Raw genomic sequence first — 22,267 nt, forward strand, 5'->3', positions numbered from 1 at the left:
TTTCTCAAGCATGACCCATTTGTTTCGCACAAGTTAACCAGGGTCCCGCCGGAACCGCGTCGAGCCGCACAGGTACCGTGTTCGCGTGGACAAGAGGCAAGCAATCGGATCCTGGCTCTCCGGCCCCCGCGAGGCCGCCGAGGAGATGGGTGCCGACTTCGGGTACCCCGGCAAACAGCTCGGCCTGCCGCAGCAGGGGCCCGGCTCGGTGGCCCGTTTCGGCCGCCGGCTCGGAGCCGTGGCCATCGACTGGCTGGCCTGCCAGCTGATCGCGTACGGCCTGATCACGGGCCGTGACTGGAACGGCTCCGGCAACTGGACGCTGGCGGTCTTCGTCACCCTGGTGGTCCTGACGGTCGGCACCGTGGGCTTTACCCCCGGGAAGCGGATCCTGGGCCTCCGGGTCGTCTCGCAGGACGGCGGCCGGCTCGGCTTCGGCCGGGTGGTGGTGCGCACCGCACTCCTCGCCCTGCTGATCCCGGCCCTCGTCTGGGACCGCGACGGCCGCGGACTGCACGACCGCCTCAGCCGCGCCGTGCAGGTCAGGATCTGAGACGAGAACGAAAACAGAGGGGCGCCCCGGGCCGTCGGCCCGGGGCGCCCCTCTGTGTCGTATACGAAAAGCTGACTAGCGCATCTTTCCGCCGCGCGGCATGCGCATCCCCTTGGGCATCGGGCCCTTCGGGATCGGCATGTTGCTCAGCAAGTCGCCCATGGCCCGCAGTTTGTCGTTGACCTGGGTGATCTGGGGACCCGAGAGCACGCGGGGCAGCTTCATGAGGGTCGTACGGACCTTCTTGAGCGGCACCTCGCCCTCGCCCTTGCCCACGATGAAGTCGTGGACCGGGATGTCGGGCATGATCCGGGCCAGCTTCTTCTTCTCGTTCGCGAGCATCGGCTTCACCCGGTTCGGGTTGCCCTCGGCGATCAGGACCACGCCGGCCTTGCCCACGGCCCGGTGGACGATGTCCTGCTGCTTGCTCATCGCGACGGCGGGGGTGGTGCTCCAGCCCCTGCCGACGTTGTCCAGTACGGCCGCGGCCGCGCCCGGCTGTCCCTCCATCTGTCCGAAGGCGGCCGTCTCGGCTCGCCGTCCGAAGATGATCGCCATCGCCAGGAACGCCACCAGGAAGCCCAGGATGCCCAGGTAGACCGGGTGGTCGATCAGGAAGCCGATCGCAAGAAAGACACCAAAGGTGACGATTCCCACGCCCGCGACGATCAGACCGACCTTCGGGTCGGCCTTGCGCGTCATCTTGTACGTCAGGGCGATCTGCTTCAGTCGCCCGGGGTTCGCAGCAGTCTCTGCGTTTGACTTCCTCGCCATGCAGCGAAGTTTACGTGGCCTTCTCGGTGCGGGTCGCCGCGGCCTCGAGTACGTGCTCGGTTTCGACGCGGTCCTTGGCCCTGCGGCGGTCTTCGAGGACGGCCGTCCAGGCATTCCGACGGGCGCCGCTCATGAGCAGCGACTCCAGGCCGCGGACGGCGTCGGTGAAGGACGGGATGGCGATGGCGCGTACGGGCGCGGCCTGCATGGTGTCGACCCTTTCACGGAGCTCACGTCGGGGGTGCCAAGCGTGTGTGCGGTGCGTCGAACTATCGTCACTGACTGGTGTTACCAGGGCGTGACCGACTGGTCAAACAGTGATGAAACCTTGATGCGGCCCACTAGAGCCTTCCAAGGAAGAGCCTAGGGGCCGCATCAGTGCGTGTTACCCGTAAGTAAGACTTTGTGCGCCAGTTCACATACCCCTGGCACCACGCGTCTCGCGTGCCACTCAGGCCTCACACGCCTGGCGTGCGGACGGCCGTCAGACGGTCGCGCGCTTCTCCATCGCCTGCTGGTAAAGACGGCCCGCGCGGTACGAGGACCGGACCAGCGGGCCGGACATGACGCCGGAGAAGCCGATCTCCTCGGCCTCCTGCGCCAGCTCCACGAACTCGGCCGGCTTCACCCAGCGCTCGACGGGGTGGTGGCGCGGCGAGGGCCGCAGGTACTGGGTGATCGTGATGAGCTCGCAGCCCGCCTCGTGGAGGTCCTTCAGCGCCTGGCTGACCTCTTCGCGCTCCTCGCCCATGCCCAGGATCAGGTTGGACTTGGTGATGAGGCCGTAGGCCCGCGCCCGGGTGATGACGTCCATCGAGCGCTCGTAGCGGAAGCCGGGGCGGATCCGCTTGAAGATGCGCGGCACCGTCTCGATGTTGTGGGCGAAGACCTCGGGGCGGGAGGCGAAGACCTCTTCCAGCAGCTCCGGGACGGCGTTGAAGTCCGGGGCGAGCAGCTCGACCTTGGTGTGGCCGCTCTCGCGACCCGCCGTCTGCTGGTGGATCTGGCGCACGGTCTCCGCGTAGAGCCAGGCTCCGCCGTCCGCCAGGTCGTCGCGCGCGACGCCCGTGATGGTGGCGTAGTTCAGGTCCATGGTGACGACGGACTCGCCGACGCGGCGGGGCTCGTCGCGGTCCAGCGCCTCGGGCTTGCCCGTGTCGATCTGGCAGAAGTCGCAGCGCCGGGTGCACTGGTCGCCACCGATGAGGAAGGTGGCCTCGCGGTCCTCCCAGCATTCGTAGATGTTCGGACAGCCGGCTTCCTGGCACACCGTGTGCAGTCCTTCGCCCTTCACCAGGGCCTGCATCTTGGTGTACTCGGGACCCATCTTCGCCCGGGTCTTGATCCAGTCGGGCTTGCGCTCGATGGGGGTCTGGGCGTTACGGACCTCGAGGCGCAGCATCTTGCGTCCGTCGGGTGCGACTGCGGACACGACCGGCTCCCTGTGACTTCGATTCTTCGGCGCCCACCAGGGTACGCCCGTAATTTCATACGCTCTTACGTCGGCCAACCTGCGGGGGGCCGGGCCCATTCCCGGGCCCCTCCCCCGGGCCGTACCGGGCCTACGAACCCACGGCGGGCTCTATCTCCCGGGGCCGCAGCTCCGCCTGCTCCAGTACGTCCTTCAGGTGCCGTTCGATCACCGGCAGCACCTCGGCGATGGTGATCTCGCGGCCCAGCTCGTAGGAGAGCGAGGTCACACCGGCGTCCCGGATCCCGCAGGGGACGATCCGGTCGAACCAGGTGTTGTCGGGGTTCACGTTGATCGCGAAGCCGTGCATCGTGACGCCCTTGGCGACCCGGATGCCGATGGCGGCGAGCTTGCGGTCCTCGCGGCGCTGGCCGGCGTTGGACGGGGCGTACTCGGGGCCGTTCAGCCGGGGGTCGAACTCCTCGTCGTGCAGCCTCGGGTCGAAGTCCAGCGAGAGTCCGCCGATCTTCGGGCGCTCCGCCACCGGGTCGCCGAGCACCCAGACCCCGCTGCGCCCCTCGACGCGGGTGGTCTCCAGGCCGAACTCGGCGGCCGTGCGGATCAGCGCGTCCTCCAGGCGGCGGACGTGGGCGACCACGTCGACCGGGCGGGGCAGCTTCATGATCGGGTAGCCGACCAGCTGGCCCGGCCCGTGCCAGGTGATCTTGCCGCCGCGGTCCACGTCCACCACGGGCGTGCCGTCGAGCGGACGCTCGCTGTCGGCGGTGCGCCGGCCGGCCGTGTAGACCGGCAGGTGCTCCAGCAGCAGGCAGGTGTCCTCGATCTCGTCCGCGAAGCGGGCCGCGTGCACCCGGCGCTGCTCTTCCCAGGCCACCGTGTACTCGACGGCCTCCGGGCCGAAGCCCATGCGGACAAACCCAAGCTCAGCCACCGCGGCGCCTCCTCGTTGAACCTGCCGACGAACTTGCTGTGTGCACCTATCGCACCAGGCAAGGGTACGGCGGCCCCCGCGTGCCCCGTCAGCCGCCCGTCCCGGGCACCGGCCGGGGCCCGGGATACGGGGGTCCGGGGAGCTGTTTCGGCCGCCTGCGGCCCTTCGGCGGCCGGTCCGGGTCCTCGTCCGCCCGGGGCAGCCGGCGGTGCCCTTCGGAGTGGTCGTTCACCCAGCCGCAGACCCCGCACGCATAGCGCCCGTCGAGACCCGCGATGTAGGTCCCGCAGCGCCGGCACTCCGCCTCGGTCAGCTCGGGCGCGGCCGGTACGGGCACGTGCGGCGGGGCCGTGGACTCTGCGTGGCTGTCGTCGCCGTCGGGGCGCTCGCAGTTGCCGGGGGGAAGTTCCCCGGTGGGCCGGCGGGTCATGGGGCGCAGCGTACGCGGGTGGAGGGGGTCGGTCCGTAAAGAGACCCACCGGTTCTGCACACGATCGGATGAATGTGGGACAGAGAGGGCGGTCTGGGCGAGGTTCGCCGCTACATTCACGCCGATCACAGGGCCGAAACTCCGGTCCGTCACGTCAGGAGACCGTGGAGCCGATGACGGAACGACCTGCCCAGCGCGTCCCCAACCGGCAGCTCTCGGCACTGATCGCCGAGGCCGGGTTCTCCAACGCCGGGCTCGCCCGCCGTGTCGACCAGCTCGGTCTGGAGCACGGTCTCGATCTGCGGTACGACAAGACCTCCGTGACCCGCTGGCTGCGCGGGCAGCAGCCGCGCGGCACGACCCCGGCGCTGATCGCGGAGGTGTTCACCCGGCGCCTGGGGCGACGGCTGTCCGCCCAGGACCTGGGCCTGGACGCGTGCGCCCCGGTGTACGCGGGGCTGGAGTTCGCGGCCACCCCCGAGGAGGCCGTCGACATCGCGAGCGGGCTGTGGCGCAAGGACTCCGGTTCGCACGCCGAGCTGCGCAAGATCGCCTTCACCCCGGCCGGGCTGGTGGTGCCCAGCCGGGACTGGCTGATCGGGCGGGCCGACGAGCGGGTCGGCCGGGGCGCGGACCAGGCCGCCTTGCGCGTTCCCGAACAGGGCCGTCCGGAGCAGAGCCGTCCGCTGCCCGGACGGGCTTCGGTGCCCCGGCAGCGGCAGATCGACCGCGGTCCCGGACAGCGGGTGACGGGCGGTGACATCGCGGCGCTCAGATCGGTGGGCGAGCTGTTCCGCACCCTGGACCACGCCTACGGGGGCGGCCACGCCCGCCAGGCCCTGGTGCGGTACCTGGAGCACGAGGCCGAGCCGATGCTGCGCGGCACCTACGGGGAGACCACGGGGCGCCGGCTGTTCTCCGCCGCCGCGGATCTGACCCGGCTCGCGGGCTGGACCTCGTACGACATCGCCGCGCACGGGCTCGCCCAGCGCTACTTCGTCCAGGCGCTGCGCCTGGCCCAGGCCGCCGGGGACCGGCCGTACGGGGCGTACGTGCTGATCACGATGAGCCGGCAGGCGGTCTACCTCGGCCACGGCCGGGAGGCGGTGCAGCTCGCCCGGGTGGCGCAGCAGGGCGTGGGCTCCGGGCCGCCACCGGTGGTGCAGGCGCTGCTGCACTCGGCGGAGGCGCGCGGGCACGCGGTGCTCGGGGAGGTCAGGGCCTCCACGGCCTCGCTGGTGCGGGCCGAGCGGGCGCTGGGCGCGGCCCGGCCGGGGGACGACGTACCGCACTGGGCGCGGGACTACGACGAGGCGCAGCTCGCGGACGAGTTCGCGCACTGCCACCGGGACCTTCAGCAGTACCGGGCCTCTGCGCAGCACGCGGAGCGGTCGTTGCAGCTCCGGGCGCCGTCGTACGCGCGCTCGCGGCTGTTCTGCCGGGTGGTGCTGGCCACGGCGCGGCTCGGGCTGGGCGAGCTGGACCAGGCGTGCGCGCTGGGTGCGGAGGCGGCGCAGCAGGCGATGGAGATGCGGTCGGTGCGGGCGGTGGAGTACGTACGGGACTTCGAGCGGCGGCTGGAGCCGTTTCGGGACGCGTCGGCGGTGCGGGGGTATCGGGACCGGGTGGCCGCGCTGTCCTGACCCTGCGGGTCGGCTGCGGGGGCGGCTGCGGGTGGCTGCGCCCCCGGGCCCGGCGGGTGGCCGCGCGGTGGTGCCCCTGCGGGTCCGCTCCCGGGGCTCCGCCCCGGACCCCGCGCCCCAAACGCCGGCGGGGCTGATTTCGCCCGGCGGGCGACCAGCCCCCCCGGGAGGGTGGTCGCCCGTCGGGCCGTCGGCTTCGGGTGGTGTCAGGCTGCGGCCGGGAGGGCGGCTTCCGGGGTGGTGGGGACGGGGATGCCGAAGTCGCGCAGGACGGCGGCGGCGGCGCGGCGGGCGGAGCGCAGGGCCCCCTCGACGGTGTTGGTGTCCCGGTGGTCGCCGCACACGTACAGCCCGGCCAGGACCCGGACGGTGCGCCGGGTGTCCTGGGGCGGCGGCATGGCGGGGACCGCTTCGGGGGTGTGGTGGACGGCGAGCAGCTCCCAGTCCCGGGTCGCGGTCTCGTAGAGCCGGGCCAGCCGCGAGGCGACCGTCCGGATGGGCGGCGGCGGGCCGAGCACGGTGGTGGTGACCAGGCTGCGGCCGGCGGGGGCGCGCGTCGGGTCGACCGCGCTCATCACGGCGGTGTGGGCGACGGGCCGGTCCGGGTCACCGTCCAGGAGCAGCGAGCCGTCCCAGGGGAGCGGGGTGGTGGTGGCGTGGTGCATCACGGTGACCCGGTGGAAGTCGGGCACGCGCAGTCCGGGAAGCAGTTCGGCGGCGGCCCGGGCGCCGGTGGCCAGGACCGCGGAGCGGCAGCTGAAGTCGCCGTGTTCCTCGGTGGTGACCAGGTTGGTGGCGACGGAGCGGACCCGGACCCCGGTCCGTACGGTGCCGGGCGGCAGTGCGGCGGCGAGCAGTCCGGGCAGGGTGGCGGCGCCGCCCTCGGGTACGGCGAGGCAGCCGCGCGCGAAGGTGCGCAGGGCCATGTCGGCGACGCGGCTGGAGGTGGTGAGCGCGGGGTCGCGCAGGAGCGCGGCGAGGAGCGGGCGCAGCGTCGTACCGAGGCTCCTGGAGCTCAGGGCGGCGTGCGCGGTGCGCTCGGGGCGGGCCAGGAGGCGTTCCTCGGGCAGTGCGGCGAGGCGGGCGAGCGCCGCGCCGATCCGCGCCTGGTCGAGGGAACCGCTGGTCAGGGCGCGGGCGGGGGTGAGGGCGCCGGCGCGCAGCGTGCGGCCGTCGCTGTGGACGAGGGCGCCGGGCGCGAAGGGCTTGAGGACCAGGCCTTCCAGGCCCGGGGTGCGGGCCGGTTCGGTGTAGGCGGTGTTGAGGAGCTGGCCGATCCGGTCGAGCCGGAAGCCGTCCACGGTTTCGGTGGCCATCCGGCCGCCGGGGGCGTCGGCGCTCTCCAGGACGATGACCGTGACTCCGGCCGCGATCAGGTGGTGCGCTGCCGCGAGTCCGGAGACTCCGGCTCCTACGATGACCACGTCCGCGTGGTGTGCGTGTGTGCTGTTGAGCACGTGCCCCTCCCCGAGGTCGGCCCGGCTGTGTGGGGAACCTCCTTCCCCCAACGGGGTCCGGCGGAACCAGAGTTGGTCGGCCCATTACAGGTAACCCGGTCAACTCCGGTCGCACGGCGGTCGCATTCGGCTCACGTACGGTCGCACGCGTGCGCCGGGGCGCTCCCCCCGGAGCCCCGGGGCCTTCAGGTCCGGGCCCCGGGGTGCTTCAGGCCTCCAGCGCGGCCTTGATCGACTCCTCGATCCCGGGGTACCGGAAGACGAACCCGGACTCCATCAGCCGGGCGGGGCGCACCCGCTGACTGCCCAGCACGTCCTGGGCGAACTCCCCGAGCACCACGCGCATGACCGGGGCGGGCACGGCGAACACCGCCGGGCGGTGCAGGACCCGGCCCATCGCGGCGGTGACCTCGCGGTTGGTCAGGGGCTCGGGGGCGGTCAGGTTCACCGGCCCGGTGAGGGCCGGCGTGTCGACGATGTGGCGCAGGGCGGCGATCTCGTCGTGCATCGAGATGTGCGACCAGTACTGGCGGCCGTCGCCGAGGCGGCCGCCCAGGCCCGCCTTGAAGATCGGGAACAGCTTCCCCCAGGCCCCGCCCTCGGCGGCGACGACCAGTCCGGTACGGGCGAACACGGTCCGGACCCCGGCCTCCCGGGCGGGCGCCGCGGCGGCCTCCCATTCCACGCAGACCTCGGGCAGGAACCCCTCCCCGGCCGGGGAGTCCTCGTCGACCGTCCGGTCCCCCGTGTCGCCGTAGTACCCGACGGCGGATCCGCAGACGAGCGTCGCGGGCGGGTCGGCCATCGCGGCGACGGCCGAGGCGATGGCGGCCGTTCCCTTGACCCGGCTGTCGCGGATCTCCCGCTTGTAGGCGGCCGTCCAGCGGTGGTCTCCGACCCCGGCCCCGGCGAGGTGCACGACGGCTTCGCACCCGGCGAGCCCGGCCGGGTCCACGTACCCGCGCGCGGGGTCCCACCGCGCCTCGCCGGGCCCGGCCGGCTCCCGCCGCACGAAGCGGACGAGTTCGTGTCCGTCGGCCTTCAGTGACCGCCCGAGGGCGCTGCCGATGAGCCCGGTCGCACCGGTGACTGCGATACGCATGGGCCCCATCTTGGCAGCGGGCCCCCACGCGCGGGGCCGTCCGGTCCGGGAGCCCCGGCAGAGGGCTCCCCGACCCTCAGGTGGCTGCGCCCAGCCAGGTGCCGACCGCGTAGGTCACCGTCATCGCCAGCGCGCCGCCGGCGACGTTGCGCAGGATCGCCCGGGCCGCGGGCGCCCCGCCCAGCCGGGCACTGAGCACTCCGCACAGGGTGAGGGACAGCAGGACCGCGACCACGGTCACCGGGACCCGCTCCGAGGCCCCCGGCAGGACGATCGCCAGCAGCGGCAGCAGCGCCCCCACGGTGAACGCCACCAGGCTCGCCGCCGCCGCGTGCCAGGGGTTGGCCAGCTCGTCGGGGTTGATCCCCAGCTCCACCCGCGCGTGCGCCCGCAGCGCGTCCCGCTCCGTCAGCTGCTCCGCCGCCTCCCGCGCCACCGGCTCGCTCAGCCCCCTGCCCACCAGCAGCCCGGTCAGCTCCTCCAGCTCCTCCTGCGGCGACTCCTCCAGCTCGCGCCGCTCCACGTCCAGCGCGGCCTTCTCCGAGTCCCGCTGGGAGCTGACCGACACGTACTCCCCCGCCGCCATCGACAGCGCGCCCGCCAGCAGGCCGGCGACGCCCGCCGCCAGGATCGCCGTCCGCGAGGTCGTGGCCCCGGCCACGCCGACGACCAGGCCCGCCGTGGAGATGATCCCGTCGTTCGCGCCGAGCACCCCCGCGCGCAGCCAGTTCAGCCGGGTACTGATCCGCGCGCTCCGCGCCGCACCATCCGCTTCCGTCACGCCACCACTGTCGCGGGCGCCGCCGGAAGGAGCCACCCGGCGTGCGCGCCTTCGGTCCCGGGATCAGGGTGGAGGGGTGAGACGCAGACGCGAGGAGCCGGGCTGGCTGCGCGGGGCGCCGCCGCCGCGCTGGGCCCGCCTCGCGCCGGCGGTGGCCCTGGTGGTGCTGGTGTTCGTGCAGCGCATCACCCCGGGCGATGTCGAGCTGGGCTACTTCCTGGCCGGGCTCCCCCCGGTGGCCGCCTTCGCCTACGGGGCCGGCGGGACGGCCGTCTTCGCCGGAGTGGTGCTGGTCCTCATCGGGCTGCCCTCCCTCGGGATCGCCCACGCCCGGGGCTCCGACCTCGCGACCGTGGCGGCGATCGGCCTGCTCAGCGTGATGGTCGCCTGGGTCCGAAAACGCCGCGACGCCCAGCTGGTGAGCGTGCGCACCGTCGCGGAGGCGGCGCAGCTCGCGGTCCTGCCGCCCGTCCCCGAACGGGTCGGCGCGGTCGGCTGCTCCGGCCTCTACCGGGCGGCCCAGCACGGCACCCTGGTCGGCGGCGACCTGTACGACGTACGGGTCGGCCCCTACGGCGTGCGCGCGCTGGTCGGCGACGTCCAGGGCCATGGCCTGGCCGCCGTCGGCACCGTGGCCTCGCTGCTCGGCGCCTTCCGGGAGGGGGTGCTGGACGACGCGGAGCTCACGACGGTGGCGGCCCGGCTGGACCGGCGGCTGCTGGCGGACTCGGCGGCCGAGTCGGTGGCGCACCCGGAGCTCTTCGCGACGGCGGTGCTGCTGGAGTTCCCGCCCGGGCTGGACGTCGTACGGATCGTGTCGTGCGGGCATCCGCCGCCCCTGCTGCTACGGGGTTTCACGGTCTCGGAGGTCGACGTGGCCCCGGGGCCTCCGCTGGGCCTGGGCCTGGCCGGTCCCACCCCGGGGGCGCCGGCCGAGCTCCGCATCGTCCCCGGGGACCGGCTCGTGATGTATACGGACGGGGTGACGGAGGCCCGCGACGCGGCGGGGAACTTCTACCCGCTGGCCGCGCGCGTGCCCGTGCTGGCGGCGGACCCGGCGGGGCTGGCCCCTGCGGTGTGGCGGGACTTGCGGTCCTTCACCGGGGGCGGGCCGCGCGACGACGTGGCCCTGCTGGTGCTGTCCCTGGACGCCCCGGCGCACGATGACCACGCCGTACTGAACACATGACCACACGATGACAAGCGGCCATATGGGTCAATTTCCGTGTTTTGCTCGAGTCTTCCAGCCCTCCGAGCACGGAATCCGAGGCCCATTCGATGCGCGCACCGTACAAGCACAACCAGCGGATCACGGCGGTCGTCGCGGCGGCCGGAGCCGTCGCCCTGATCACCGGCGCGATCGTGGTCGGCCCGGCCGGGGAAGAGGCCGTGGCGGAACCGGATTCGGCACAGAACCAGCAGATCAAGGCTCCCGCCCCGCTCCAGGTGGGCTCGGCACTGACCACAGCCCAACCTCAGTACGGTGATCGGCATGCAGCTTCGGTACGGCTTCCGCCTGTACCCGAACGGTCCTCAGCGCGCGGCGCTGGCGAGGGCGTTCGGGTGTGCGCGGGTGGTTTACAACGATGCCCTCCGGGCTCGCGAGACCGCCCGTGCCGCAGGCGAGGCATTCCCTAAGGCCGGGGACCTATCAAAGCTGCTGATCACCGAGGCGAAGAAGACTGGGGAGCGGGAATGGCTCGGCACGGTCTCCGCCGTGGTGCTCCAACAGTCCTTACGGGATCTGGATGCTGGAGTACAAGGCGGCCCGGTACGGGCGCGCCTTCGTGCGGATCGGCCGATTCGAGCCGACCTCTCAGGTCTGCTGCGTGTGCGGCGTCAAGGACGGCCCCAAACCCCTGCACATCCGCGTGTGGGAATGCAGGGCATGCGGGGCCGTCCTGGACCGGGACATCAACGCGGCGGTCAACGTCGCCAAGGCCGCCGGACTGGCGGTGTCAGCCTGTGGAGCGCAAGTAAGACCGGGACTCGTCCCGGCGCAGCGCGGTGAAGCAGGAACCCACCGAGACGGTCGCACGACCGTGGCAGGAATCCCCGCCCTGTAGGGCGGGGAGCGGAAGTCAAGGCTTCAGCTTCCCGAAGGTCCCCGACGCGGGCTGAGACCTGCCGGCCCCGCCCGGCCCTCCTCCGCCCCGCCTACCCGGCTTCGCGGATGAAGGAGCGGACCAGCTTGCAGGTGACGTTCGACGGCCGGCGGATGCCCGTCCGGACGGCCATCGTGCGGATCTTGCGGTTGGTGGCGCGCTGAGCGTCGTACGTGCCCGAGTCGAGCAGCGATATCGCCAGCCGCATCGCCTTCAGCCGCCGGTTGTGGCTCTCGTACCACTCGCGGGGAAGCCCCGCCGGCAGCGGCTTCTTCTTGACGGGCCCGATGGTGTGCAGGGTCATGGCAGTGGCCATCTACAGCCTCCCAAACGGTAGTTGGCGTCCTGTCCTTCTCCTTAGATTTTACCGGCGACCACTGACAAAGGACCTGGCCAGACGGCGCCTCGCTAAGCTTTTCGGCATGGAGATCTGGATCAACCCCGCCTGCTCGAAGTGCCGTAGCGCGCTGACCCTGCTGGACGCGGAGGGCGCCGAGTACACCGTCCGCCGCTACCTGGAGGACGTGCCCTCCGAGGCCGAGATCCGTGAGGTCCTGGGGCGGCTGGGCCTGGAGCCCTGGGACATCACCCGCACCACGGACCCGCTGGCCAAGGAGACCGGTGTACGGGACCTGCCGCGCGCGGAGACCGAAGCCGCCCGCGGGGCCTGGATCAGCCATCTCGCGGCGCACCCGAAGCTGATCCAGCGTCCGATCATCACGGCCGAGGACGGCACGGCGGTGGTGGCCCGCACGGAGGAGGCCGTCCGCGAAGCCCTCTCCCGCACGACCGGCCCCCGCTAGCCGGGGCCCGGGCCCGGACCCGTACTCCCCCGCCGGCACCCGTCGCTGGTGCACCCGCAGTTGGAGGGCGGCGGGGTCGTGCCGGCCCGGGCCGTCCGGGCCGGGCGGGCGCCGCAGCAGACGCCCGCGGGGCCGGCTCCGGCCGGCAGGATCCTCAGCCGGCGGAGCCCGCCGGCCGGACCGCCTTCGCCAGGGCGGCGCGGACCGTCTCGACGTCGGCGACGGCTGCCGGGGTGTCGGCGAGGCCGTTCGGACCGGCCGGGCCCGCGGCGTACGGGAGGACGTACACGGGCGTGTCGCGCTGGAAGCGCCAGCTCTCGGTGAGTTCCCCCGCGTCGACCGCGTCGTAGCCGAGCAGGTCGAGGAGGCGGGTGGCGGACGCGCGGGCGGCCGGGTCCTCGCCCGCGATCGGCAGGGCCGAGCGGTCCGGGGAGCCGGCCGGGCGGGCGAGGGAGAGCAGGTGCTTGAAGTAGATGTTGTTGAACACCTTGACGACCCGCGCCCCGGACAGGTGCTCCTGGACGAGCCCGCTGGTGGTGGACTCCTCCGCCTCCAGGGCGGGGAAGACGCCGTCCCGCTGCGGGTAGTAGTTGAGCGTGTCGAGCACGACCTTGCCCGCCAGCACGTCGGCGGGCAGCTCGCGGTAGTTCTTGAGCGGGATGGTTGCCACGACCCAGTCGCCGGCGGCCGCCGCCTCGGCCGGGGTGGCGGCCCGGGCCCGCGGGCCGAGCTCGGTGACCAGTGCCTCCAGTGTCTCCGGTCCCCTGGAATTGCTGAGGACCACGTCCAGCCCCGCGTCCACGGCGAGCCGCGCGAGGGTGCTTCCGATGTTGCCGCTTCCGATGAGTCCAAGAGTTGCCATGCGGGGTTCAAGTCGCCCGCGATCCAAGGTATTCCGCAGCTGGGCCACCGGGGCGCGTCGTCCCGGCCACCGTCCGCACCCGTCCCCGCCGCCGTCCGCGCCGCCGTCCGCGTGCCGCCCCGCCACCGCCGGTGCGCCGCCCCCGTGCGCCGCTCCTGCTCAGGGCCTTCGTCCCGGCCCCATCCCGCGCCTCGTAGGGTGGGCTCAGCACAAAGGGGACGTACCGCACCAAAGGATTCACAGTGAACGAGCAGCAGCACCCGCGATCCACCGCGCCCGGCGAGCCGCCGGCACCTCCGTCGGCGACGGTCGTCCCGGTGTCTCCGATCCCCGCCCTTCCCCCGCCCCGGCTCGGCGCCGACTGGATGTTCGGCGGGGTGTACGGGACCGTCCTCGCCTCCGGGCTGCTGGCCGCGCTCGACCAGAAGGGCGGGGAGTACACCCCCTTCTACGACGCCAGTTGGGTGCTCGTCACCGCCGCCACCGCCGGACTCGCGCACGGGTACTCGCACCACATGAGCACCCACCAGGCCGGCTCCGCCGGGCACCGGTGGCGGATCCTCGGGCGGGCCCTGTGGAACGAGTGGCCCATGATCGCGGCCACCCTGCCCACGGTCCTGCTGCTGCTCGTCGCCGGACTCACCGGCTGGGACTCGCACGGGGTCACGGCCATCGGGCTCGGCGTGAACACCGCGATGCTGTTCGCCTGGGGCGCCTTCGTGGCCCTCCGGGTCGGCTACAAGCTCGCCTCGGCGCTGCTCATCGGGGTCGCCGACGCCACGATCGGGCTGGCCATCATCGCGGCCAACGCGGTCATCAAGTAACGCCCCCGCCCCGCACGGCGGGGGCGGGCGCTACTCCGGCAGTTGCCCCTCCGCCTCCGCCAGGATCTCCGTCAGCCGGGCTCCGAACTCCGCCCCCCGCACGTCCGGCACCCCCGTGCGGGCCGAGGTGAGGAGCGCGTCCAGGGCGCGGCCGTAGGCGCCCGGAACGTTGCTCCACTCCGGCATGCCGAAGACGCCGGCGGTCCCGCGCAGTTCCAGCCCGACCCCGGCGGCCGCGCGCGGGGAGCTGAGGCTGAGCACGGCGGTGCTGGCCGCGCCGGAGCTGTGGCGCAGCGCCAGCTGGACCACGTCGGCGGGTCCGCGGGTGGCGCTGACCGCGGTGACGTCGCCGAGGACCGGAAGGAGTACGGACAGGGCGTGCGGGCCCACGTCCCACAGCCCGCCCTTGGCCTTGCGCCAGGGCGAGTCCGCGTAGGCGCTGGGTTCGCCGTCGGGCGGGAAGACCGCGCCGAGCCAGTGCGCGGCGGCGGTGAACCAGCCCGTGCGCTGCGCCTGCTCCTCCACCCAGCCGGCGGTCGGCTCGGCGAAGCGCAGGGTGAGGAAGACGACGGAGGCCACCCGGTGCTCGGCCACGGCCGCGGCGACCGCGCGCGCTGCGGCCGGGGTGGTGGCGACGGGCTTGTCGAGCAGCAGATGGCAGCCGGCGGCCGCCGCGCGCACGGCGAGCGGGGCCTGCACGTCGGGCGGCAGGGCGAAGGCGACGGCGTCACAGTCGGCGAACAGCGCGTCGGGGTCTTCGTACACCTTCACGCCGTACTCACGCGCCAGCTCCGCCGCGGCTTCGGGGCGACGGCCCCAGACTCCCGCGAACTCGGAGCCGGGGTGCGCGGCGAGGGCGGGGGCGTGCGTGCGGCGGGCCCAGGGGCCGGTGCCCAGCAGCCCGACCCGGAGTCGGGGTCCGGAAGCGGCCTCTGCGGCGGCATCTCCGGCGGACGTCAAATCGTACGAAATGCTCACCCGCCCAGTCTGCCCCACTCGGACGGGCGTCCGGACGCCAACCCTCTCGCCCGCGCCCACCTGCGGCGCAAACCTCGGTAACACGGGGTTCACACACGGGCAACGGAAGAGAAATCGCGAGCGGGCACTCTGCGGTCTACACCGCAGAACGAATTCGCAGTACGCGAGCCACAGGGACGTGAACCGCCGTACGCGATCCGCAGGACGCAACGCAGCACCCGCAGAGTCTGCGCCGGAGCGACGCACCGAAGGATGGGGCCCGTGAGCTACAAGGCTGAGTACATCTGGATCGACGGAACCGAGCCGACTGCGAAGCTGCGCTCCAAGACGAAGATCCTTGGCGACGGCGACGCGCTGCCGATCTGGGGCTTCGACGGATCGAGCACCAACCAGGCCGAGGGCCACGCCTCCGACCGCGTGCTGCAGCCGGTGTTCTCGTGCCCGGACCCGATCCGCGGCGGCGACAACCTCCTCGTGCTGTGCGAGGTCCTGAACATCGACATGACCCCGCACGAGTCGAACACCCGCGCACTGCTGCGTCCGATCGCCGAGAAGTTCGCCGCTCAGGAGCCGATCTACGGCATCGAGCAGGAGTACACCTTCTTCGACGGCACCCGCCCGCTCGGCTTCCCGGTCAACGGCTTCCCGGCCGCGCAGGGCGGCTACTACTGCGGCGTCGGCTCGGACGAGATCTTCGGCCGCGACATCGTCGAGAAGCACCTGGACCACTGCCTCGCGGCGGGTCTGGCCATCTCCGGCATCAACGCCGAGGTCATGCCCGGCCAGTGGGAGTTCCAGGTCGGCCCGGTCGGCCCCCTGGAGGTCTCCGACCAGCTGTGGATCGCGCGCTGGCTGCTCTACCGCACCGCCGAGGACTTCAACGTCTCCGCGACGCTGAACCCGAAGCCGGTCAAGGGCGACTGGAACGGCGCGGGCGCGCACACCAACTTCTCCACGAAGGCGATGCGCGAGGACTACCGCGCGATCATCTCCGCGGCGGAGTCCCTGGGTGAGGGCAGCAAGCCGCTGGACCACGTCAAGAACTACGGCGCGGGCATCGACGAGCGCCTGACGGGCCTGCACGAGACGGCCCCGTGGAACGAGTACAGCTACGGCGTCTCGGACCGCGGCGCCTCCGTCCGCATCCCGTGGCAGGTGGAGAAGGACGGCAAGGGCTACATCGAGGACCGCCGCCCGAACGCGAACGTGGACCCGTACGTGGTGACCCGCCTCATCACGGACACCTGCTGCACCGCCCTGGAGAAGGACGGCCTGGTCTGACCCCGGCCGCCCACCCCTGACACCACCCCGGCGCCCGCCCTCCCCTCGGGGAGGGCGGGCGCCGCGCTGCGTGGGACGGATCCACCCACGATGCGATACGGGTCGCGGGGGTGGAGTCGTAGGAGCAGCTGGGTGGGTGACGGTTCGTCGGGATTGCAATGGTGCGTTCACGGCATGATCACGGAATATGGGATTCCGCTCCACTGCGTGAGACGGGATCTGCCCCGGCGCCCGCGCATCTGCTTGAATGGAGCCATGGCCAGCCACTCGCACACCTCGACCGGTCGCAGCGACCTCGAGCCGTTCTGGCCTTCCCGTCAGGACCACGATTTCGACCGGGTGTGTTGCCGCGCGAAGAACGCGCCGGCCCTCTAAAGCCTCCGGGACCTCCAACCGACCTCCCCCGAGGCCTTCGGTCTGCGCGGTACGACACAAGACGACGCCTTTACGTACGTCTCCTGCCGACCACTCCGCGTGAAAGAGCTGACCACTCATGACGAACACCCGTTCCTTCGCTTCTGCCGCCTCCGCTGCGACCGCTCCCCTGGCCTACCCGACGTTCCCGCCCAGTCCGCGCCACCGCCTGCGGGCCGTGGACCGGGACGAGGTGGGCGCCGTTGCCCGCGTAGCGGACTTCCTGCCGCCCGGCGCCACCTGGCTGCCTGCTCCCGCGCACACCCTGCCCGCCCTCCCCGGCCAGCCGCCGATGGTCGGCTACCTGGTGCTCGTACCGGCGGACCAGCAGCCGCCGATCGGCTTCTCCCCGCAGTCCGTTCCCGCCGCCCCGGCACCCGGCTCGGCGGCCGTCACCGGCGACGCCCTGGTCCGCATCGACCCCGCGCAGCGCACCGCCGAGGTGGACGGCGAGGTCCTGGACCTGACGTACCTGGAGTTCGAGCTGCTGGCCCACCTGGTCGCGCACCCGCACCGGGTGCACAGCCGCGACCAGCTCGTGACCACCGTCTGGGGCTACGGCCACGTCGGCGACGGCCGCACGGTCGACGTCCACGTCGCGCGACTGCGCCGCAAGCTGGGCGCCTCCCACCGCGGCGCGATCCAGACCGTACGCCGGGTGGGGTACAAGTACGCCCCCTGACCGGGACGATGGCCGACCCGCGGACATGACTGCGGGCCCGTACTCGCGAGAGGGACCGGAGTACGGGCCCGGTCGGATGGGTGGCCGGACGGGTTGATGGACGGGTTCATCAACTCCGCTGCCGCAAAGGGGATTTCTCGTACGTCCGTGCTGATCAGCCCCGGTTCCTGCCGTAGGATTTTCCGACGTGACCATCGGAACGGGCAGCGTGCTTGCCCCACTTGAGCCCCAGGACCCCGCGAGACCGCCGGCTACCGCCTGATCGCCCGGATCGGCGAGGGCGGGATGGGCACCGTCTACCTCTCGCGCACGCGCGGCGGACAGCCGGTCGCGCTGAAGGTGATCCGCCGGGAGTTCGGGCAGGACCCGGACTTCCGCAGCCGGTTCGAGCACGAAGTGCGGGCCGCGCGCCGGGTGCAGGGCTACCACCTCGTCCCCGTCCTCGACCACGACACCACGGGCACCGCGCCGTGGCTCGCCTCGGAGTTCGTACCGGGACTGTCGCTGCACGACGCCCTGAACGCCTACGGTCCGCTCCCGCTGCCCACCGTCTTCCAGTTGATCGGCTGCACTGCGCGGGCCCTCGGCTCCATCCGCCCCTCGGCTCCATCCACGCCGCGGGCGTCGTGCACCGCGACCTGAAGCCCGCAAACCTCCTGCTCGGCGCGGCCGGGCCGTACGTCATCGACTTCGGGATCGCCCGGGCCGCCGACAGCACGCAGCTCACGCGCACCGGCGGCGCCATCGGCACTCCGCAGTACACGTCCCCCGAACACGCGCTGGGCGCCGAGGTCACCACCGCGAGCGACCTGTTCGCGGTCGGGCTCATCGCGGCGGTCGCCGCCACCGGGCGGCACCCGTACGGGGAGGGCGGGGCGACGGCCCTCGGTGTGCGGATCGCCAACACCGACCGGCTGCCTCCGGGCCTGGGCGGTTACCCGGTCGAACTGCGGCCGCTGCTGGAACGCTGCCTGACGGCGGATCCGGCGGCGCGGATCGGTACGGACGAGCTCGCCGCGCTGTGCGAACTGTTCGCCGGGCGGCCGCTGAACGACTTCGACGGCTGGCTCCCGGAGCCGGTCGGCCAGGAGATCGCCCGCCGGGTGCGGGCCGCGGAGAACCCGCCGGCGCCGACGGTGGCGGACTCGGGCGGGAGTGCGCGCGCAGCCGCGGGCGGGTCCGGCCCGGGCGGGTCCGGCACCTTCGGCGGGGTGTACGGAGAGCCGACGGTGGACGCGCCGCCACGGCCCACCGGTCCACCGTCGGCCTGGTCCGGCGGCCGTCCGACTCCCCCTCCTGCGCAGGCCCCGGTGCCGGTCACGGCTCCGACACGTGTGCAGGGGGCTCTGGTCGTCGGCGGCCTCGTCCTGGCCGTCCTCGCCGGCGGCTTCGCGGTCGAGCTGGTGGACGGCGACAGCTCCGGCAAGGACGAGGCCCGGCAGGAGGGCCCGGTCACGCCCGCGCCCTCGGGCCCGGAACCCGCCGCGGCCCCGTCCGGAGCCAAGGCCTCGGCCTCCGCCTCCACTTCCGCCTCCGCCTCCGCCTCCGCCTACACGGTGGTCTTCCAGGACAAGCCGCTGACCCTGCGCACGCCCTCCTCCAACACGGGAACCCACGTCGACCTGGACGCCCCGAAGGTCCTTCCCGACGGAGAGATCGGCAAGGTCCAGGGAATGGAACTGACCTACCAGGACTGGAGCGACGCGGGCCTGGCCTTCCTGACGGCCGCGGGCAAGAGTCCGGGCAGCACGCGTGAGGAGTGCAAGGACGCCGTCGCGACGAACACCCTGGCCTCCAAGCTGTCGAGTTCCCAGCTCGAACAGGGCAAGGAGCTCGCGAAGGGCACCGTGCTGTGCACGGTCACCAGCGACGGGAACCTGGCGATGCTCCGCATCACCGACGTGGTGACCGCCAAGAGCAAGGGGGCGATCGTCCCCATGCCCGACTACGTCACCACGCTCACCCCGTGGAAGACGGGCTGACCGGGACCGGGACGGCCGGGACCCCGTCGGGCGGGGTCCCGGCCCAACGGGCCGCCGCTGTCTAGGCCTTCGCGGTCCGCCGCGCCGCGACGAAGCCCAGCACCAGGTCCCCCGCCAGGAACACCAGCAGGCTGATGCCCAGCATCGGCACGAACCACCCCACGACGGCCGTCGCCGCGGCCGACGGCAGCAGCAGCGTCACCGGCAGCTTCCGCCACGCCCCGCGCGGCTGGGGGCGGCCGGCCGAGAGCGTGCGCTCCTTGGTCGGGCGGCGCAGCCACCACATGCGGTAGCCCCAGATGACCATGAACATCACCAGGACCGCGAGCGCGGCCAGGGCCACCTGGTTGGCGAGCCCGAAGGTCAGGCCCATGTGCAGGTCGATGCCGAAGCGGGTGAGCTGCGCGAGCAGCGGGTGGTCGGCGAACCGGAGTTCGTCCATGACCCGTCCGTCGGCGGGGTCCACGGCGACCGCGTCCAGGTGCACCGGCACCTGCTTGTCCTGCTCCTTGACCACGTAGCCCTTGCCCTGGGCGGGCAGGGTGATCCGCAGTGACTCGGTGACCCCGGCGGACCGGGCCGCGGCCACCGCCCCGTCGATGCCGATGCCATCGACCGGAGCGGGCATCGCCTCCTGCGCTCCGTCGGCCGCGCCGTGCCCGGCATGCTCGCCGCCCGCGTCGGCGGACGGCGCGCCGGTGAGCTTGGCGGCCACGGCCGGGGTGCTCCCGCCGAGGCGGTCCTGGAGCTCCCCGATGTTCTCGCCGGCGTACCTCGACCAGGTCAGGCCGGTGGCGGAGAGGCCGACGAGGCCGACCGCGATCCAGACGCCGACAGAACCGTGCCAGGAGAGGGTCTTGCGGCGACCGGTCGCCGCGCGGTCGGGCACGACGAGTGCGGCCTTGCGGGCGCGCTTGCGCCCTATCCACAGGGCGAGCCCGCCGAGCGCGACCACCCACAGCCAGCTCGCGGCGAGCTCGCTGTAGTTCCGGCCGAACTCCCCCAGGTGGAGGCTGGAGTGGAACTCGCTCAGCCAGGCCCGCAACGGCAGCGCGTCCCCGACGGTGGTGAGCTTCCCGCGGACCTCGGCCGTATACGGATCGACGAACACGGTGAGGGTCTCGCCCTCGGCGAGACCCGGGCTCTCCATGATCACCCGGGTGGTGGCATCCGCCTCGGGCGCGGGCCACACGGCCGTCACCTCGCCCTGGGGCGCGGCTTTCGCGGCCGCGCCGACCTGCGCGCTGAGCGGCTGCGCGCTCGCGCCGACGCGGTCGACCGTGAGCTCGTCGGCGTAGAGGATCTTCTCGGCCTGCCAGGAGCCGGCGTAGAGCAGGCCGGTGGTGGCGGCGACGAGCAGGAGCGGGGCGATCAGCAAGCCGGCGTAGAAGTGCAGCCGCAGGATCAGCGGCCGCAGCGCGGCCCAGGTGCCGGGCGCGCGGGCGGGGGCGGGCTCGGCCACGGCCAGGGGGGTTTCGGGGTCGTCGTGGGCGTCGGGGTCCGCTGCGCGGAGTTCCCCGACCTCGTCGAGAGACATGGGTGTCCTAGGTGTTGGCGAAGACATGGGTGAGCGGCCCCAGGTCTCGCCCCCTCGCCCGGGGCCCGTCGTCCCGGGGCCGCCGTCGCCCGAAGGCGAGGCGGCGGCACTGAGACGACGGGCCCCGGGGAGGTGCGCCGTTCGGTCAGGCGCGGGCAGGACGGCCGGGGGCCGTGGTACGGATCCGTCCGCGCGCGGGCGGCCCGCGCCGCTCGGCGGTGTGCGCGTGCACGGCACCGCGCAGGGTGCGCGGCCGCTCGTACCCGGCGGGCCGGAAGGGCCGGGCCGGCGGTACGGCGATCCCGCGCGCCCGGAGCAGGGCGAGGACCCGGGAGAGCGGCCGGGCGGCGAGCAGCGCCCCGGCCGCGAGGGCGGCGGCGAGCCGGAAGACGGCGGCCTCGCCCCAGGCCAGCCAGAGCGCGCAGAACAGCCCGGCGACGACGTGCGCGGCGATCATGCCGAGCCCGTCGTGGGCGTGGCTCGCGGCCATGTCACCCATGCCTGCCATCCCGCTCATGCCGCTCATGCCGTCCACGGCATCCATGGCGTCCACGGCGTGCGTGCCGTGCACGCCCTGCACGGCGCCGGCGGCCACGCCCTCCAGGCCGGCCTCCGCGCCCCCCATACCCATGCCCATGCCCGGCGCCGCGCCCGAACTCCCGCCCGAACTCCCGCCCGCACCCGCGTCCGCGCCCGCCCGATGCCGGCTGCCGGCCGAGGCGGAAACGGAAACGGAGAAGACGAGGTGCAGGACCGCCTGTACGGCGAGCAGCGCCCCGGCGATGGAGAGCGGTCCGCGCCGGCGCCCGGCGGAGAGCCAGGCGAGCCCTCCGGTCAGTCCGAATGCGGACAGAAGGCCCAGTGCGGGAAGATCCGTACCTGACATGTACGAATGCCCCGCGGCGCCCAGTGCGACGGCCACCGCCGCGAAAACCGCGGCCCGCGTGGCGCGCATCGGCGCGGGGCTGACTGGCATGACCTGCGCATATTGCCACGGGCCCCCGCCTCGCCGTACGGCACCCCCGTGGCCGATCATGGTCCGATGAGCCCACTGCCGTTGACGGTCCCGTTGAGCACGGTGTACACGGGCACGGTCCAGCTCGGGGCGTACGCCCTGGAGCGGCTGGATCCGCAGGCGCGGGAGCGGCTGCTGCGACGCTGCTCCACCAACGCCGACAACCTGGACGCCGGCCGCTGGGAGACCCTGGCGGCCAGCGCCTTCCTCGTCGAGGAGCCGATGCCGCTGCCGTACGCCCTCCTGCTGGCGGCCGTCCTCGGGTACGCCGAGTACGCCTACGGGGCCTGGTGGACGGCCGCGGCCTTCCTGTTCGGGCACGTCACGGCCACCCTCCTGGTCTACGGGGTGCTGCGCCCGACGGCCCGCCCCCACACCTGGCGGGCACAGCAGACCCGGCGGGCGCTGGACGTGGGCACCAGCTACGGGTTCAACACCGTGCTCGGGGCGCTGACCTCGGGGCTTCCGCGCGGGCCGGTGCGCACCACCGCCCGGGTCGGGCTGCTGGCGCTCGCCGTCCGGCCGGTGCTGCGGCGGGAGCGGACCTTCACCGACGCCGGGCACCTGGTGGCCCTGGGGCTCGGCCTCGGGGTCTCGCTGGCCGCCGATTACCTTTCCGGACCGAAATCTCCGAAAATCATCAGGATGACACGCGTCACCCAGCGTGCTTCATCTTGAGCC

24 protein-coding genes and 1 pseudogene are annotated in these 22,267 nt (G+C 73.1%); 12 read left to right on the forward strand and 13 right to left on the reverse strand.

The annotated features are described in order from the left end of the window. The first annotated feature begins 85 nt into the window (after positions 1-85). Positions 86-553: an RDD family protein gene (locus tag AC6CKD_RS10750; RefSeq protein WP_498326750.1), complete on the forward strand. Its 468-nt coding sequence runs from the start codon at positions 86-88 to the stop codon at positions 551-553. A gap of 75 nt (positions 554-628) precedes the next feature. Here AC6CKD_RS10750 and AC6CKD_RS10755 read toward each other — a convergent pair whose 3' ends face one another. From AC6CKD_RS10755 to AC6CKD_RS10775, 5 genes are all read right to left on the reverse strand, one after another. Next, positions 629-1,327 carry a DUF4191 domain-containing protein gene (locus AC6CKD_RS10755; protein WP_327252398.1) on the reverse strand — a complete coding sequence of 233 codons (699 nt, stop codon included), beginning with the start codon at positions 1,325-1,327 and terminating at the stop codon, positions 629-631. A 10-nt stretch (positions 1,328-1,337) separates the two neighbouring features. Next, positions 1,338-1,535, reverse strand: coding sequence for an SCO2195 family GlnR-regulated protein (locus AC6CKD_RS10760; RefSeq protein ID WP_250743563.1), 198 nt, complete (start codon positions 1,533-1,535; stop codon positions 1,338-1,340). A 276-nt stretch (positions 1,536-1,811) separates the two neighbouring features. Beyond that, positions 1,812-2,759 carry a lipoyl synthase gene (gene lipA / locus AC6CKD_RS10765; RefSeq protein WP_498326751.1) on the reverse strand — a complete coding sequence of 316 codons (948 nt, stop codon included), beginning with the start codon at positions 2,757-2,759 and terminating at the stop codon, positions 1,812-1,814. A 130-nt stretch (positions 2,760-2,889) separates the two neighbouring features. After that, the gene (lipB, locus tag AC6CKD_RS10770; RefSeq protein ID WP_498326753.1) at positions 2,890-3,690 is read right to left on the reverse strand and encodes a lipoyl(octanoyl) transferase LipB; all 801 of its coding nucleotides are present in this window, start codon (positions 3,688-3,690) and stop codon (positions 2,890-2,892) included. An 88-nt stretch (positions 3,691-3,778) separates the two neighbouring features. Next, entirely contained in the window at positions 3,779-4,120 is a 342-nt protein-coding gene (locus AC6CKD_RS10775; protein ID WP_498326754.1) for a hypothetical protein, read from the reverse strand. A gap of 173 nt (positions 4,121-4,293) precedes the next feature. On the opposite strand from AC6CKD_RS10775, the gene AC6CKD_RS10780 reads away from it, so the two are divergent. Further along, the gene (locus AC6CKD_RS10780; RefSeq protein WP_498326756.1) at positions 4,294-5,763 is read left to right on the forward strand and encodes an NsdA family TPR-like regulatory protein; all 1,470 of its coding nucleotides are present in this window, start codon (positions 4,294-4,296) and stop codon (positions 5,761-5,763) included. A 206-nt stretch (positions 5,764-5,969) separates the two neighbouring features. Here AC6CKD_RS10780 and AC6CKD_RS10785 read toward each other — a convergent pair whose 3' ends face one another. The 3 genes from AC6CKD_RS10785 to AC6CKD_RS10795 all read right to left on the reverse strand — a co-directional run bounded on the left by AC6CKD_RS10785 (position 5,970) and on the right by AC6CKD_RS10795 (position 9,103). Next, positions 5,970-7,220, reverse strand: a complete 1,251-nt coding sequence (locus AC6CKD_RS10785) for an FAD-dependent oxidoreductase (RefSeq protein WP_498326758.1) — start codon at positions 7,218-7,220, stop codon at positions 5,970-5,972. Between the two features lie 208 nt (positions 7,221-7,428). After that, a complete protein-coding gene (locus tag AC6CKD_RS10790; RefSeq protein ID WP_498326760.1) occupies positions 7,429-8,331 on the reverse strand; it encodes a TIGR01777 family oxidoreductase in 903 nt (300 codons plus the stop codon). Positions 8,332-8,398: 67 nt separating this feature from the next. Then, positions 8,399-9,103, reverse strand: coding sequence for a VIT1/CCC1 transporter family protein (locus tag AC6CKD_RS10795; protein WP_498326761.1), 705 nt, complete (start codon positions 9,101-9,103; stop codon positions 8,399-8,401). Positions 9,104-9,179: 76 nt separating this feature from the next. Here AC6CKD_RS10795 and AC6CKD_RS10800 point away from each other — a divergent pair, with 76 nt between their 5' ends. The 3 genes and pseudogenes from AC6CKD_RS10800 (at position 9,180) to AC6CKD_RS10810 (ending at position 11,169) form a co-directional block, all read left to right on the forward strand. Next, on the forward strand, positions 9,180-10,292 hold the full coding sequence (locus AC6CKD_RS10800) for a PP2C family protein-serine/threonine phosphatase (protein ID WP_498326762.1): 1,113 nt from the start codon (positions 9,180-9,182) through the stop codon (positions 10,290-10,292). A gap of 303 nt (positions 10,293-10,595) precedes the next feature. Further along, positions 10,596-10,667: pseudogene (locus AC6CKD_RS10805) on the forward strand (helix-turn-helix domain-containing protein); the annotation flags it as partial. Positions 10,668-10,851: 184 nt separating this feature from the next. Then, the gene (locus AC6CKD_RS10810; RefSeq protein ID WP_498326764.1) at positions 10,852-11,169 is read left to right on the forward strand and encodes a zinc ribbon domain-containing protein; all 318 of its coding nucleotides are present in this window, start codon (positions 10,852-10,854) and stop codon (positions 11,167-11,169) included. Between the two features lie 91 nt (positions 11,170-11,260). On the opposite strand, the gene AC6CKD_RS10815 is transcribed toward AC6CKD_RS10810, so the two are convergent. Continuing rightward, entirely contained in the window at positions 11,261-11,524 is a 264-nt protein-coding gene (locus tag AC6CKD_RS10815) for a hypothetical protein (RefSeq protein WP_478690306.1), read from the reverse strand. A 106-nt stretch (positions 11,525-11,630) separates the two neighbouring features. On the opposite strand from AC6CKD_RS10815, the gene AC6CKD_RS10820 reads away from it, so the two are divergent. Continuing rightward, a complete protein-coding gene (locus AC6CKD_RS10820) occupies positions 11,631-12,011 on the forward strand; it encodes an ArsC/Spx/MgsR family protein (protein ID WP_498326765.1) in 381 nt (126 codons plus the stop codon). A 154-nt stretch (positions 12,012-12,165) separates the two neighbouring features. Here the strand turns inward: AC6CKD_RS10820 and AC6CKD_RS10825 are convergent, their stop codons facing one another. Beyond that, entirely contained in the window at positions 12,166-12,873 is a 708-nt protein-coding gene (locus tag AC6CKD_RS10825) for an NADPH-dependent F420 reductase (protein ID WP_498326767.1), read from the reverse strand. Positions 12,874-13,115: 242 nt separating this feature from the next. On the opposite strand from AC6CKD_RS10825, the gene AC6CKD_RS10830 reads away from it, so the two are divergent. Then, positions 13,116-13,697: a hypothetical protein gene (locus tag AC6CKD_RS10830; protein WP_498326768.1), complete on the forward strand. Its 582-nt coding sequence runs from the start codon at positions 13,116-13,118 to the stop codon at positions 13,695-13,697. A 30-nt stretch (positions 13,698-13,727) separates the two neighbouring features. On the opposite strand, the gene AC6CKD_RS10835 is transcribed toward AC6CKD_RS10830, so the two are convergent. Continuing rightward, entirely contained in the window at positions 13,728-14,657 is a 930-nt protein-coding gene (locus AC6CKD_RS10835; protein ID WP_498326959.1) for a Gfo/Idh/MocA family protein, read from the reverse strand. 279 nt (positions 14,658-14,936) lie between these two features. On the opposite strand from AC6CKD_RS10835, the gene glnII reads away from it, so the two are divergent. From glnII to AC6CKD_RS10855, 4 genes are all read left to right on the forward strand, one after another. Further along, the gene (gene glnII / locus AC6CKD_RS10840) at positions 14,937-15,956 is read left to right on the forward strand and encodes a glutamine synthetase (protein ID WP_498326770.1); all 1,020 of its coding nucleotides are present in this window, start codon (positions 14,937-14,939) and stop codon (positions 15,954-15,956) included. Between the two features lie 493 nt (positions 15,957-16,449). Then, positions 16,450-17,052, forward strand: coding sequence for a winged helix-turn-helix domain-containing protein (locus tag AC6CKD_RS10845; protein WP_498326772.1), 603 nt, complete (start codon positions 16,450-16,452; stop codon positions 17,050-17,052). Between the two features lie 285 nt (positions 17,053-17,337). Continuing rightward, entirely contained in the window at positions 17,338-17,694 is a 357-nt protein-coding gene (locus tag AC6CKD_RS10850) for a protein kinase family protein (RefSeq protein ID WP_498326773.1), read from the forward strand. After that, a complete protein-coding gene (locus AC6CKD_RS10855) occupies positions 17,679-19,034 on the forward strand; it encodes a serine/threonine protein kinase (protein WP_498326774.1) in 1,356 nt (451 codons plus the stop codon). The genes AC6CKD_RS10850 and AC6CKD_RS10855 overlap by 16 nt, the downstream gene beginning before the upstream one ends. A 61-nt stretch (positions 19,035-19,095) precedes the next feature. Here AC6CKD_RS10855 and AC6CKD_RS10860 read toward each other — a convergent pair whose 3' ends face one another. Together AC6CKD_RS10860 and AC6CKD_RS10865 are read right to left on the reverse strand one after the other, a co-directional pair. After that, entirely contained in the window at positions 19,096-20,571 is a 1,476-nt protein-coding gene (locus tag AC6CKD_RS10860) for a PepSY-associated TM helix domain-containing protein (protein WP_498326775.1), read from the reverse strand. Between the two features lie 145 nt (positions 20,572-20,716). Further along, positions 20,717-21,547 (reverse strand): hypothetical protein, encoded by an 831-nt coding sequence (locus AC6CKD_RS10865; protein ID WP_498326777.1) that lies wholly within the window; start codon positions 21,545-21,547, stop codon positions 20,717-20,719. A gap of 66 nt (positions 21,548-21,613) precedes the next feature. On the opposite strand from AC6CKD_RS10865, the gene AC6CKD_RS10870 reads away from it, so the two are divergent. After that, positions 21,614-22,264, forward strand: a complete 651-nt coding sequence (locus AC6CKD_RS10870; RefSeq protein ID WP_498326778.1) for a rhomboid-like protein — start codon at positions 21,614-21,616, stop codon at positions 22,262-22,264. Positions 22,265-22,267 lie beyond the last annotated feature (3 nt).

The sequence above is a fragment of the Streptomyces sp. GQ60 genome, assembly GCF_059758875.1.